At 61.0% G+C, this 12,571-nt stretch carries 11 protein-coding genes; 5 read left to right on the top strand and 6 right to left on the bottom strand.

Annotated elements, in window-relative coordinates:
• Window positions 1–65: 65 nt before the first annotated feature.
• A complete protein-coding gene (locus BN1724_RS05570; RefSeq protein ID WP_058234563.1) occupies window positions 66–752 on the top strand; it encodes an SDR family oxidoreductase in 687 nt (228 codons plus the stop codon).
• Window positions 753–861: 109 nt separating this feature from the next.
• Here BN1724_RS05570 and ppdK read toward each other — a convergent pair whose 3' ends face one another.
• The 6 genes from ppdK to BN1724_RS05540 all read right to left on the bottom strand — a co-directional run bounded on the left by ppdK (window position 862) and on the right by BN1724_RS05540 (window position 7,355).
• Window positions 862–3,555, bottom strand: coding sequence for a pyruvate, phosphate dikinase (gene ppdK, locus BN1724_RS05565; RefSeq protein WP_058234562.1), 2,694 nt, complete (start codon window positions 3,553–3,555; stop codon window positions 862–864).
• Between the two features lie 147 nt (window positions 3,556–3,702).
• Window positions 3,703–4,380 (bottom strand): DNA-3-methyladenine glycosylase, encoded by a 678-nt coding sequence (locus tag BN1724_RS05560; protein WP_058234561.1) that lies wholly within the window; start codon window positions 4,378–4,380, stop codon window positions 3,703–3,705.
• The gene (locus BN1724_RS05555) at window positions 4,377–4,964 is read right to left on the bottom strand and encodes an NADPH-dependent FMN reductase (RefSeq protein ID WP_058234560.1); all 588 of its coding nucleotides are present in this window, start codon (window positions 4,962–4,964) and stop codon (window positions 4,377–4,379) included. Before BN1724_RS05555 ends, BN1724_RS05560 begins: the two co-directional genes overlap by 4 nt.
• An 83-nt stretch (window positions 4,965–5,047) precedes the next feature.
• Window positions 5,048–5,488 carry a metal-sensitive transcriptional regulator gene (locus BN1724_RS13490; protein ID WP_084252791.1) on the bottom strand — a complete coding sequence of 147 codons (441 nt, stop codon included), beginning with the start codon at window positions 5,486–5,488 and terminating at the stop codon, window positions 5,048–5,050.
• Entirely contained in the window at window positions 5,485–6,912 is a 1,428-nt protein-coding gene (gene purB, locus BN1724_RS05545; RefSeq protein ID WP_084253108.1) for an adenylosuccinate lyase, read from the bottom strand. The genes BN1724_RS13490 and purB overlap by 4 nt, the downstream gene beginning before the upstream one ends.
• Window positions 6,913–6,962: 50 nt before the next feature.
• The gene (locus tag BN1724_RS05540; protein ID WP_058234558.1) at window positions 6,963–7,355 is read right to left on the bottom strand and encodes a phage holin family protein; all 393 of its coding nucleotides are present in this window, start codon (window positions 7,353–7,355) and stop codon (window positions 6,963–6,965) included.
• 50 nt (window positions 7,356–7,405) lie between these two features.
• Between BN1724_RS05540 and hisC the strand changes: the two genes are divergently transcribed.
• The 4 genes from hisC (at window position 7,406) to BN1724_RS05520 (ending at window position 12,461) form a co-directional block, all read left to right on the top strand.
• Window positions 7,406–8,566: a histidinol-phosphate transaminase gene (hisC, locus tag BN1724_RS05535; protein ID WP_084252790.1), complete on the top strand. Its 1,161-nt coding sequence runs from the start codon at window positions 7,406–7,408 to the stop codon at window positions 8,564–8,566.
• Window positions 8,567–8,784: 218 nt separating this feature from the next.
• Window positions 8,785–9,948 (top strand): thiamine pyrophosphate-dependent dehydrogenase E1 component subunit alpha, encoded by a 1,164-nt coding sequence (locus BN1724_RS05530; protein ID WP_231928166.1) that lies wholly within the window; start codon window positions 8,785–8,787, stop codon window positions 9,946–9,948.
• Complete coding sequence (locus BN1724_RS05525) at window positions 9,945–10,928, top strand: alpha-ketoacid dehydrogenase subunit beta (protein ID WP_058234557.1); 984 nt, start codon at window positions 9,945–9,947, stop codon at window positions 10,926–10,928. Before BN1724_RS05530 ends, BN1724_RS05525 begins: the two co-directional genes overlap by 4 nt.
• A gap of 60 nt (window positions 10,929–10,988) precedes the next feature.
• Entirely contained in the window at window positions 10,989–12,461 is a 1,473-nt protein-coding gene (locus tag BN1724_RS05520; RefSeq protein ID WP_058234556.1) for a dihydrolipoamide acetyltransferase family protein, read from the top strand.
• Window positions 12,462–12,571 lie beyond the last annotated feature (110 nt).

Genomic DNA, 12,571 nt, shown 5'->3' with positions numbered 1-12,571 from the left:
CCTGTGGCTGGCTTGTACTTCCCGGGATGGGGCCTGCGGCGCGTTGGGGTGTGAGACTGGTGGGTATGAAAACAGCGTTAATTACCGGAGCGACGCGCGGAATTGGCCGTGCAATCGCCGACGACCTCTCCAAAGACCACAACCTGATTCTGGGCGGACGCCAACAGAATGCATTGCAAGAGCTCGCCAAGGAATATCCCGGAAGCCAGCTCCTGTGTGCTGATCTCACGGACGACAAAGCGTTAGCGCAGGCCATGGAGACGCTTGAGCTTCCCGACGGTTTAGACGTGCTGGTGTTGTCGGCAGGTCGGCTCGGATTTGGTGAGGTTCAGGAGCTGAATGCAACCCAATGGCGAGAGGTTCTAGACACGAATGTTGTGGCATGTGCCGATCTGACGAAACTGTTGTTACCGCACCTGCGCCGCGCACAGGGAACAGTGATTGCCATTAATTCCGGGGCAGGTTTTACCGCGAGTGCGGGTACTAGCTCGTATGCGGCCTCCAAATTCGCCCTGAGAGCCATGATGGATGCGCTGCGCGCTGAGGAGCGTGCGCATGGGGTACGAGTGACCTCAATTCATCCGGGTCGGGTCGATACAGATATGCAACGGGAACTCGTGGCGTGTGAACAGGCAGAGTACGAGGCGGAGCGCTACCTGCGTCCGGAGTCTGTGGCGCAGGCCGTGGGCTTAGCGGCACGTATGAGCCCCGAAGCGAGCATCGACTCCATGTCCATCCGTCCGCGCTACTGACTAAGCCGCCCCAAAACTTAGAGGTGGGCCATCCCGATCATTGTCGGAATGGCCCACCAGGTCACGAGACTCACGCGGTACGCGGTCTACGCGGAATCAATCGGCGCGATTAGTGACTCATCTCGAACGAATCCACTGTCAAGGCAGCCCGGCCAGCTTCGAGCCGGGCAATCGGAACCCTAAACGGTGAGCACGACACATAGTCGAGGCCCACCCAGTTGAAGAAGTGGATCGACTGCGGGTCTCCGCCATGCTCACCGCACACGCCGAGCTTAATATCGGGGTTGGTCTGACGCCCCCGTTCAGCAGCGATCCGCACCAGCTCACCGACCCCAAACTGGTCGAGAGTTTCAAACGGTGACAGCAACAAAATGCCGCGTTCCTTGTAGGTGAAGAAGAAACCGGCCTCCACGTCGTCGCGGGAGAATCCCCAGGTGGTCTGGGTGAGGTCGTTAGTGCCGAAGGAGAAGAACTCCGCTTCCTCCGCGATTTCGTCGGCCCGCAGTGCAGCGCGGGGGAGTTCAATCATGGTGCCGACCCGGGCGGTCAGGTCCACTCCTTGTTCTTCTGAGACGTCGCGGGCGACCTGACGGATTTCCTCGTTGATGGCTTTGAGCTCGCGGATCGATGCCACTAGCGGCACCATGATCTCCACGTGCGGGTTGAGCCCACGCCGACGAGCTTCGGCTTCTGCCTCCAAGATGGCGCGGGTCTGCATTCCAAACAGGCCCGGAATGGTCAGCCCCAGGCGTACCCCGCGAAGACCCAGCATCGGATTTTGTTCGTGCATCCGCTGAACAGCTTCTAACACCCGCTGGTCGTACTCACTGGCCGGTTTGTCATCCTTAGCGAGCCGCACCGACAGTTCGGTCAGGTCCGGTAGGAACTCGTGCAGCGGCGGATCGAGCAGTCGAACCGTCACCGGCAATTCGCCCATGGCCTCGAAAATTTCGAGGAAGTCCTGACGCTGAAGCGGAAGCAACTCGGCCAGGGCCGCATCGCGTTCGGCCTGATTATGCGCCAGGATCAGGTTTTCTACGACGACTCGCCGATCACCGAGGAACATGTGTTCGGTACGGCACAGGCCGATACCTTCGCCGCCCATGCGCCGGGATCGTGCCGCGTCCTCGGGGGTGTCGGCATTTGCGCGAACCTTCATGGTCCGGGCGCGATCAGCGACCCCGATCAGACGATGAACCGCCTGAACGAGTTCGGACGCGTCCGGAGAGGTCGGATCCAAGGAGCCCTCGAAGTACTGCACGACTTCGCTGGGGGTCACCGGGACTTCACCGCGGAATACTTCGCCGGTGGTGCCGTCGATGGAGATCACGTCGCCTTCGCGCAGCAGGACGTTACCGTGCACCCGGACTTCTCCGTGCACCCCGTCAACATCGAACTCTTCAACCCCGCACACGCAGGTTTTACCCATGCCGCGCGCGACCACAGCCGCGTGGGAGGTTTTCCCTCCGCGCGAGGTGAGGATGCCTTCGGCTGCGATCATCCCGGCGAGATCATCGGGGTTGGTTTCGCGGCGCACCAGGATGGTCGGGATGCCCTCGCGCTGGCGCTCCACGGCAATATCGGAGTTAAAGACCACGTGGCCGACCGCTGCGCCGGGGGAGGCGTTCATGCCGGTGGCGATGAGGTCGAGGGTTCCTGAACGGTCGAAGCGGGGGAACATGAGTTGGGTGAGCTGGTCACCAGTGACGCGGGTGAGCGCCTCAGTTTCGTCGATCAAACCTTCATCGACCAGGTGGGATGCGATTCGGAAGGCAGCGGCAGCGGTGCGCTTGCCGACGCGGGTCTGGAGCATCCACAGTTTCCCGGATTCAATGGTGAACTCGATATCGCACAGGTCTCGGTAGTGCTCTTCCAACCTGGCCATAATGCCGGTGAGTTCGCGGTAGCAGTCGGGGAGCACATTCTCCAGCTCGGCCAGGGGCAGGGTGTTGCGGATTCCCGCCACCACGTCCTCACCCTGAGCATTCACGAGGAAATCGCCGTAGACGCCGCGGGCGCCGCTGGCCGGGTCACGGGTGAACGCCACACCGGTTGCGGATTGTTCGTCGAGATTGCCAAACACCATGGAGCAAATGTTGACCGCGGTGCCGAGGTCATGCGGGATTCGTTCGGTGTTGCGGTAAATGACGGCGCGCGGCGCATTCCAGGACCGGAACACAGCCTCAATGGAGCGGGTGAGCTGTTCGCGCGGATCCTGCGGAAACGGTGTTCCCGATTCGCGTTTCACGATCGCTTTGAACTCGTCAATAATGCCGCGCAGATCATCGGTGCTCAGGCCCACATCGGAGCTGACCTGGCGGCGGGCTTTGTAATCGTCGAGCACATGCTCAAAAAGTTCCCCATCGATATCCAACACGGTTTTGCCGTACATCTGGATGAGCCTGCGATAGGAGTCGTAAGCAAAACGCTCTGCCCCGGCCATGCGGGCAAGACCTTGAATCGTCTCATCGGTGAGTCCGACGTTGAGCACCGTTTCCATCATTCCGGGCATCGAAAACTTCGCCCCGGAACGCACAGAGACCAGTAATGGCTGTTGCGAATCGCCGAATCGGCGTCCCATGAGTTCTTCGACTTTGCTTAATGCCGCGTCGACCTGGTCTTTTAACTCAGGTGGATTAGTTCCATGTTCCATGACGTAGCGACAAGCGTCGGTGGAAACGGTAAAACCAGGGGGCACTGGCAGGCCAATTCTCGTCATTTCCGCGAGGTTCGCGCCCTTACCACCCAGAAGGTCTTTCTGGTCTTTATGTCCCTGGTCGAATGCGTACACGTACGTCGTCATCGCGCAGTGTCCTGTCCCTGTCCGTTGAGGAGTGCCTCGCATGCGAGGCGGCTGACCCGGGACCGGGAGGGATACTCCGTTGGTCCCACTGCGAGTGTATGCAGATCAGCCTGGGAACTGGGTCTATTTCGGGGAGGAGCTTAGATGTCAGATGACCGATGAAGGGGAGCGATTCAGCGAAGCGGGGCCCGATATCGTTGGATCGCCCAGCAGAAAGTATCGCCACGCATAGTGCGCGGGGTCGCTGGCCTCTGGGCGCAGGCCAATTCGCACCGAGGTTCCGATCAGGCCGGATCGCGTGGCATGCGGTTGATGATCGGGTGCAGATAAGTGGGATGGCCTATGTGGGTGGGGTGGTGCATATAGGTGGAACGGTGAATCGGGTGCGCACAGATCCGTCCCGTCGTCGTGGAGGGTGATCCCCATGGCGACGGTGGCGCGCCCCGGCCCTTGGGCAAGATCCGTATCTTTGGTGGTGCGGCCGGCGGCAGATCGACGCCCTCGGGCCACATCAATACCGGCGACCACTTCTCCGGCGCGCACTAAGCAGCCGGTGGCCGTGCCCGCGGTTCCGGAGACGATATTCATGCAGTGGTGGATTCCAAGATGGCGGTAGACGTAGAGGTGCCCGCCCTCTCGAAACATGGTGGCATTGCGGGCAGTGCGTCCGCGATAGGCGTGGGACCCGGGATCGATATCGCCCTCGTACGCTTCCACCTCAGTGATCCGAAGGGATACTCCTCGCCCCACCAGCACGCATCCGAGCAGTCGTGGGGCGAGATCCCGGGCGCGACCGACGAAAAAATCGCGTCCGCAGAGATTCACAGTCGGTCCGTGGCCACCTTGGCAGCCGTGAGTAGCTGTGACAGCATCATCGCCAACTCATCTTTGCGACGATCAGAAGGCTTAAATTCCTCACCGGGTGCCGGAAGATCTCGCGTCAGCGATAGGCTCACGCTCTGGCGAACGTCATACATGTTGAAGTTTCCGAGGATCTGCCGCCAATGCTCAACAGCCCGGATGCCGCCGTTACCGCCGTAGGACACAAACGCAACTGCCTTGCCCCACCACTCCGGCATCAGTGAATCGACGGCATTTTTCATCGCTCCGGGCACTGAATGGTTGTGCTCAGCGGTAACGAATATGTAGGCGTCGCAGGAGTCAACGGCCCGAGAAAATGCCGTCACACCTTCCGAATCGTAGGTGCGCTGGGACTTGGCCGGATGGATGGGGGTGGTCAGTAGTGGAATGCGAAAAGCGGCAATATCAATGAGTTCAACCGCGAGGTGTTCACCCGTGGCCCGCGACATCGATGCGCAGGTGGCTGAGACATCGTCATATACCCAGTGTGCGACAGCTTCACCGGCACGGTTCTCCCGAATTGACCCGAGCACAATACCGATTTTCATACATAACCTTCCGTGCAGTTCTGGTTCAAAGGCTTTGACTCAAAGGCTTTAGTTCAAAAGTCTTTAGTTTAAAATGCGGGTTTTTACTTCAAAAGACGTTTGACGGCAACTAAGACCTCGTCCAGTTTTTCTTCAATCGCGGCTTCGTCGCCAGAGGCAGCCGCTGCGTGCACACAGTGGTGAATATGGTCATCGACAAGGGCAACCGAGATGGACTGCAGCGCTTTGACCACCGCGCTGACCTGCGTGAGAACATCAATGCAGTACACATCTTCGTCGATCATCCGCTGCAATCCGCGCACCTGGCCTTCGATCAGCCGCAGACGCCGCAGATAGGCGACTTTCGCCGGGCGGTAACCGGGCGAGATGGTGTGGCAGGCGGCTTGATCTGTGCTGGAGCCGGCTTCGGAGGTACCGGCCTCGGCAGAGCATGCCCCGGAGCCTTTCGAGCCGCTAGCCCCATCGGCGCCGGGATCCGGTAGGCCATCTGAGTTCCCGCAGCAGGGGGAGGTTCGCCCGGTCATTGGGCATCCGCACGAAGATGTGCCACCAGATCCGGTGCGAGGCCCGTATACGTCGCCGGGGTCAGCGCCAACAGCCGACTGCGTTCGGGCTCAGGCACACCGAGTGATTCGATGAACTCGCGCATGCGCTCGCCGCTCACGCGCTGCCCACGGGTCAAATCTTTCAGTCGCTCGTACGGCTGATCCATTCCCTCAACCCCGCGCAGATCGAGCGCACGCATCGTGGACTGCACAGCCTCGCCGAGCACTTCCCAGTTCTCATCCAGATCACGCGCCATGGCGTCGGCATCCACGTCCAACCCGTCTAAACCGCGGATCAGGTTCTTCATTGCGAGCACCGAGTGCCCGAACGCAGGCGCAATATTGCGTTGGGTGGTGGAGTCGGTCAGATCCCGCTGCAACCGAGAGGTCACCAACGTCTGGGATAACACATCGAAAAGCGCGGCAGAGATTTCCAAATTGGCTTCAGCGTTCTCAAACCGGATCGGATTGACCTTGTGCGGCATGGTTGAGGATCCGGTTCCACCCTGTGCCGACAGGCGCTGACGGAAATAGCCGAGCGAGATGTAAGTCCAGATATCGGTTGCCAGGTTGTGCAAGATACGTCCTGCACGGGCAATGTCGGAATAGATTTCTGCCTGCCAGTCGTGGGACTCGATCTGGGTGGTGAGCGGGTTCCAGGTCAACCCCAGGTGCTCGACGAAGGTACGGGAAATGTGCTGCCAGTCGGTGTCCGGAACGGCGACGGAATGCGCTGCGTAGGTGCCGGTGGCGCCGTTGATCTTGCCCAGATACTGATCGGAAGCCACCCGGTCGCGCTGGCGCTGCAGACGGTATGCGAACACAGCCATTTCTTTGCCCAGCGTGGTGGGGGTGGCGGGCTGGCCATGAGTGCGCGAGAGCATCGGAACATGGGCGGTGCGATGGGCAAGATCGCGGAGCCGACCTGTCACCTCATCGAGGATCGGCAGCCATACCTGGGTGACCGCTGCACGCACCATCAGCGCATAACTGAGGTTATTAACGTCCTCTGAGGTGCAGAAAATATGCACCATTTCCGAAAGGGAATCCAGCGAGGTTCCGGCTAGCCGTCGTTTGATGTAGTACTCGACGGCTTTGACATCGTGGACGGTCTCCTTTTCGATGGCGGCGTGTTCGGCGATTCCCTCCTCATCAAACTCCTCGGGAATAGTCCGCAGCAGCGCCCGTTCGTCATCGGTGAGCTTGCGGATACCTGGCAGAGCACCCTGGTCGGTCAGGTGGATCATCCATTCCACTTCGACGATGAGGCGGCACCGGTTGAGCGCCGCCTCGGAGAGATGGTCCACCAGCGGGGCCACCTCTGAGCGGTAACGACCGTCGAGAGGGGTAAAAGCGAGAGGCGGGGCACTGCGCGCGAACACATCGGCGAAAGAGGTCGACATGCTCAACATTCTTGCATCGCTCCCCGACCTGGCGCGTCGAGAGCTGAGATCTAGCGGCCTTCCCTGGATTCATGCAGACCCACCAAGCCCTCGAAAATCGACACCAGCAGACCCACCAAAACGCCGGCGAGTACCGCCCACCAGAAGGAATCAATGTGGAAGGCGAGACCGAACAGCTGGCTCAGCCAGGCGGTCAGCAGCAGCATGATGGCGTTAATCACCAGGGTGAAAAGGCCGAGCGTGAGACAGGTCAGCGGCAACGACAAAAAGCTCAGAACGGGTTTGATGACAGTGTTCACAATGGCGAACACCAATGCCACCAGCACCACGGTGACGATGCGGGAGGTGGTCGACCCCTCCGCGGCAAGGTGCATGCCTGGCAGGATGAGCGAGCTGAGGAACAATGCAATGGCGCTGATGATGATGCGGCCGACGAATTTCATGGCGTCATTGTTCCAAGCGGGTCACTCTCGGCGCCAACTACCCTGGATGTATGGAGCCCCAATCATTATCGTCCCCCGTCTCTTCTGCCCTCGCTGAGCAGGAACCATCTCGCAGAGAACCCACCGTCGAGGAACATATTCGTACCCGCTCGTGTCTGGATATTCTTCCGAGCTATGTTCCCGGTAAGCCAGCAGCGGATGACGGGAAGGTCCGCTTCAAACTGTCCTCTAACGAATCGCCTTTCCCACCGCTGCCCGCCGTGCGTGAAGCACTGCTGGCCAGTATCGATGGGTTGAATCGATACCCGGATATGACGGCGCTGCCACTGCGCACCGTCTTGGCGCAGCGGGTCGGGGTTGACCCATCTCAGGTAGTCGTCTCCACCGGGTCGGTGGCCGCATGCGCAGACTTGGTGCGGGCACTGGTAGATCCAGGTGACGAGGTCATCTACGCGTGGCGGTCCTTTGAGGCTTACCCGATCATTGTCGGAACCCATGGGGGCCACAGCGTGCAGGTACCGCTGACCGAGGACCTCTCCCATGATCTAGAGGCAATGGCCGCGGCCGTCACCTCGCGCACAAAACTGATCATCCTGTGCACCCCGAACAACCCGACCGGTCTGGCTCTAACCGCCCACCAGATCGAAGATTTCCTGGCTGCGGTTCCGGATCACGTCGTGGTGGCCATCGATGAGGCCTACCGGGAATTTGTGAATCCTGAGCAGCGCCTAGACGCACTCGATATTTTTCATCGCCACAGCAATGTCGTGCTGCTGCGCACCTTCTCCAAGGCGCACGGCATTGCGGGACTGCGCATTGGGTACGCAATTGCGCATCCCCAGTTGGCGACCGCGCTGGCGAAGGTGACCCTGCCGTTTGGTGCGAACGCGCTCGCCCAGGCGGGAGCGTTGGCGTGCCTGGACGAGGACAGCGAATACCTGCTGGAAGAACGGGCGGCCACCCTGCGGGAGGAACGCCAGCGAATCGAAGACGAACTGCGGGCCCAGGGCTGGAACATTCCGCGGTCACAGGGGAACTTCATCTACCTGCCGTTAGCCCACAGCAGCGCCGAGTTTGCGGCGTTTGCCGACGAACAGGGCCTTGTGGTGCGCGCCTATGGGACCGACGGTGTGCGTATCACCGTGGCTGAGCCCGAGGCGAATGATCGGATCATCGAGGCGTGCGGGCTCTGGCTGAAAACCTCACGGTGATGAACTGTTTTCAGGCGAGGTGGTGAGCATCGGCCCTTGCGGGTTATTTCGGTGAGCTCACCAGCTGGTCTTGGTGCGGCTTCAGGAGGTTGTCTGCGGGGTGTTGCAGTGGTCCCGGCGTGGCGTCGGCGCGCTATTGGCGCAGTCTTGCTGCTGGTCACGTCCATGTCGGGACCATCTTCACCTAGACCTACGCTTGCGTAGGTTACGCTACCGTCGTGAGTGTGTTCCAAACGTCGATCCCTGCCGATCCGGGCAACGAGCCCATGATCCAACTCCTCGCACCGGACGGCACCAGAACCCCCCATCCTGATCTCGATCCGTTGATCGCAGATGTCACCCCAGACACGTTGCGCGGTTTTTACCGCGACATGGTGATGATCCGCGCCGCAGATCTCCAGGCGACCTCCTTGCAGCGACAGGGCCAACTCGGTCTGTGGGCCAGTGCGCTCGGACAAGAAGGCGCCCAGATCGGCATGGGGCACGGTGCCCGCCCGCACGACTACCTTGTCCCCACCTACCGTGAACACGGGGTGGCATGGGCGCGCGGCATCGAACCCATGACCCTGCTGGAGCTGTACCGCGGTGTATCCCACTGCGGATGGGACCCCGCAGAGATCAACACCCACCCGTACATGATCGTGCTCGGCTCCCAAGCGCCCCAGGCCGTCGGCTACGCGATGGGACTCCAACGCGATGGCCTGGTCGGTACGGGCGATCCTGACCGGGACACGGCAGTGCTCGCGTTCTTCGGCGACGGGGCATCCAGCGAGGGCGAAGTCTCCGAAGCCTTCACCTGGGCTGCCTCCTTCCAGGCTCCTATCGTGTTCGGCTGCCAGAACAACCACTGGGCCATCTCCGTGCCCACTAGCACCCAAACCCGGGTTCCGCTCGCGCAGCGGTCACGAGGCTGGGGAATTCCCAGCGTCAGAATTGACGGCAACGACGTGCTCGTGGCCCTGGCCACCACGCGCTACGCACTGGATCGAGCGCGATCCGGTGGCGGCCCTGCATTCATCGAGGCGCTGACCTACCGGATGGCAGCGCACACCACCAGCGATGATCCGACCCGGTATCGTTCCCGCGAAGAGGAACAGCAGTGGGAGGGCCTTGACCCGATTCTCAGGCTGCGTAAACACCTCAAAGGCCTGGGCGAAATTGACGATGCGTTTATCCAGCAGACCGATTCCGATGCCCATGACCTCGCCATGCGCCTGCACGCGCATATCCATGCGATGCCCGATCCCGACCCGATGAGCATGTTCGATTACGCCTACGCCGAACCGCACCCGCTGGTTGCTGAGGAACGCGAGGCATACCGCGCCTACCTCGCCTTCTTCGAGGACGAATCTGACCCGGCGACCGCGGAGGGGAACCGATGAGCACCATGACCCTGCCCATGGCCAAAGCCATTAACCTTGGCCTGCGAGACGCCATGCGCGCCGACGACAAAGTCCTGTTGATGGGCGAAGATATCGGCCCTCTCGGCGGTGTCTTCCGCATTACCGACGGACTGCATGCCGAGTTCGGTTCTGAACGAGTGGTTGATACGCCACTCGCCGAAGCTTCCATTGTCGGCACGGCCGTGGGGCTGGCCTTCCGCGGGTACCGGCCCGTGCTGGAGATTCAGTTCGACGGGTTCGTTTTCCCTGCTTTCAACCAGATCACCACCCAGGTCGCCAAAATGCATAACCGGATGCAGGGCAAAGTGCGGATGCCTCTGGTTATCCGCATTCCCTCCGGTGGTGGCATCGGTGCGGTGGAGCACCATTCCGAGAGTCCCGAAGCGCTCTTTGCGCACACGGCGGGTCTGCGGATTCTGGCACCCGCCTCGGCCCAAGACGGATATTGGATGATCCGGCAGGCTATTGAGTCCGACGACCCGGTGATCCTGTTTGAACCCAAACGCCGCTACTGGCTCAAGGGCGATGTCGATACTGAAACCCGTCCGGCGGAATCCCCGTACTCTGCGCGGGTTGTCCGTCCCGGAACAGATGTGACACTGCTGGCCTGGGGGCCCATGGTGCACACCGCTCTGCAAGCAGCTGATGCTGCCGCCGGCGACGGCATTGACATTGAAGTGATCGATGCCCGCAGTTTGAGCCCCCTAGATATCGACACAGTGTGCGCGAGTGTTCGCCGCACCGGCAGGTTGGTGATCGCTCATGAGGCACCGGTCTTCGGTGGCCTCGGCGGAGAAATCGCTGCCAGGGTTAGCGAGCGCTGCTTCTACTACCTCGAATCGCCGGTTCTTCGGGTAGGTGCTTTCCACCTTCCCTATCCTCCGGCGAGAATGGAAGAGTCCTACCTGCCCGATCTCGACCGCATCCTCGATGCCGTGGACCGCGCACTCGCTGCCTGACTTAGACCGGACCCGGTTGCGCCAGTATGGGCGCGCCGACCAAGGAGAACACGCATACCCATGAGCACACCGCGTATCGTGCCGATTACCCTGACCGATCCTGGCGAGGGACTCACCGAGGCCGAGATCATCGAATTCAAAGTGTCCGTTGGTGACCTGATCGCGATTAACGACATCGTGGTGGAGGTGGAGACCGCGAAGTCAGCGGTTGAACTTCCCAGCCCTGTTGCCGGTCGTGTCACCCGAATCTGCGCCGCGCCCGGTGATGAAGTTGCGGTCGGCGCTGTGCTCCTCGACGTCGATACTCAGCCCGAGGGCGCTGACGTCGTTGATACCCATCCCGACGGTGACGCCCAGCCCGACGGTGCTGCCGACGGTGAGATATCGTCCGATGCCCCGCAGCCGGATGAAACCGGCGCCACGGGGGGCGATGAGGCAGCTGCTCCCAAGATTTTGGTGGGATACGGTCTCAAAGAGGGGGCGACGCAGCGCCGTCGTCGGCGTGCCGCGCTCTCAGATCAGGAGCATCCGCCGCAGGTCCCCGTCGACCGCATTCTCGCGAAACCTCCGGTACGTAAACTCGCGCGTGACCTCGGGATTGCGCTCGCCGACGTGTTCGCGACCGGTCCGGATGGCACCGTCACCCGCGATGACGTGATGGCCGCGGCTAAGCCCGCAGCCTCAGACGTGGCTGAGCGCCAAGGGCGTTCAGCGGAGCAGCCGGCGGGGGAGGAGAACTACTTCCCCGACGAGCATCCGCAGGCTCCCGACGACCTTGGTGCCAATATGAAAACCACCCGGAACCAGCCATTTCCCGGCGTGGTCAGCGATGAACGGACGACTCGGGTTCCGATCCGGTCCGTACGCAAGAGGACCGCTGAGGCCATGGTGTCTTCTGCGTTCACTGCTCCTCACGTCACCGTGTTCAACACGGTGGACATGACCGAAACAATGCGGTTGGTGGAGCGTCTGCGTCACGACCGTGATTGGCGCGATATCAAGGTGTCACCGCTGCTGATCGTGGCGAAGGCTCTCCTGGTGGCTATCCGTCGAAACCCCGAGGTCAACGCTTCTTGGGATGAGGATAGCCAGGAGATTGTCTACAAGCATTATGTGAATCTCGGTATTGCCGCGGCCACTCCTCGCGGGTTGATCGTGCCGAACATTAAAGATGCCCACTTAAAGACGCTGCGCGAATTGGCCGAGGATATCCAGGCGCTGGCTCGCACCGCTCGCGCTGGAGGAACTCGGGTTGCTGATACCCGGGATGGCACCATCACCATCACGAATTTTGGGGTGTTCGGCATTGATTCCGGGACCCCGATTCTGAACCCCGGTGAATCGGTCATCCTCGGTTTCGGGGCGGTGAAGGAAAAACCATGGATTAAGGACGGCCAGATTGTTCCGCGCCAGGTCACGGATCTTGCGCTGTCCTTTGATCACCGGCTGATCGACGGGGCGCTCGGGGCAGAACTGCTGCGAGATGTCTCTGCGGTGCTGGAACATCCGGAAATGGGTCTGGTCTGGGGCTAATCCGTTTTCATGCGGACCTGATTCGGGGGGCAGCCAGCAGCTATGCAGGTATTGCGTGAGTTGTCGGCAGGTTTTGCCTGCGGTGTCGGCCTCGGGTTCATCATCTGGGA

Source organism: Devriesea agamarum, assembly GCF_900070355.1.
GTDB lineage: Bacteria > Actinomycetota > Actinomycetes > Actinomycetales > Dermabacteraceae > Devriesea > Devriesea agamarum.
The sequence above is the reverse complement of the archived record's forward strand: the minus strand, read 5'-3'. Positions and strand labels throughout refer to the sequence as shown.

Excerpts from the sequence above, each read along its gene's own strand:
- purB (WP_084253108.1), bottom strand. The coding sequence starts at position 6,912 with ATGTCGACCTCTTTCGCCGATGTGTTCGCGCGCAGTGCCCCGCCTCTC.
- BN1724_RS05520 (WP_058234556.1), top strand. The coding sequence starts at position 10,989 with ATGAGCACACCGCGTATCGTGCCGATTACCCTGACCGATCCTGGCGAG.
- ppdK (WP_058234562.1), bottom strand. The coding sequence starts at position 3,555 with ATGACGACGTACGTGTACGCATTCGACCAGGGACATAAAGACCAGAAA.
- BN1724_RS05540 (WP_058234558.1), bottom strand. The coding sequence starts at position 7,355 with ATGAAATTCGTCGGCCGCATCATCATCAGCGCCATTGCATTGTTCCTC.
- BN1724_RS05555 (WP_058234560.1), bottom strand. The coding sequence starts at position 4,964 with ATGAAAATCGGTATTGTGCTCGGGTCAATTCGGGAGAACCGTGCCGGT.
- BN1724_RS13490 (WP_084252791.1), bottom strand. The coding sequence starts at position 5,488 with ATGACCGGGCGAACCTCCCCCTGCTGCGGGAACTCAGATGGCCTACCG.
- BN1724_RS05570 (WP_058234563.1), top strand. The coding sequence starts at position 66 with ATGAAAACAGCGTTAATTACCGGAGCGACGCGCGGAATTGGCCGTGCA.
- hisC (WP_084252790.1), top strand. The coding sequence starts at position 7,406 with ATGGAGCCCCAATCATTATCGTCCCCCGTCTCTTCTGCCCTCGCTGAG.
- BN1724_RS05525 (WP_058234557.1), top strand. The coding sequence starts at position 9,945 with ATGAGCACCATGACCCTGCCCATGGCCAAAGCCATTAACCTTGGCCTG.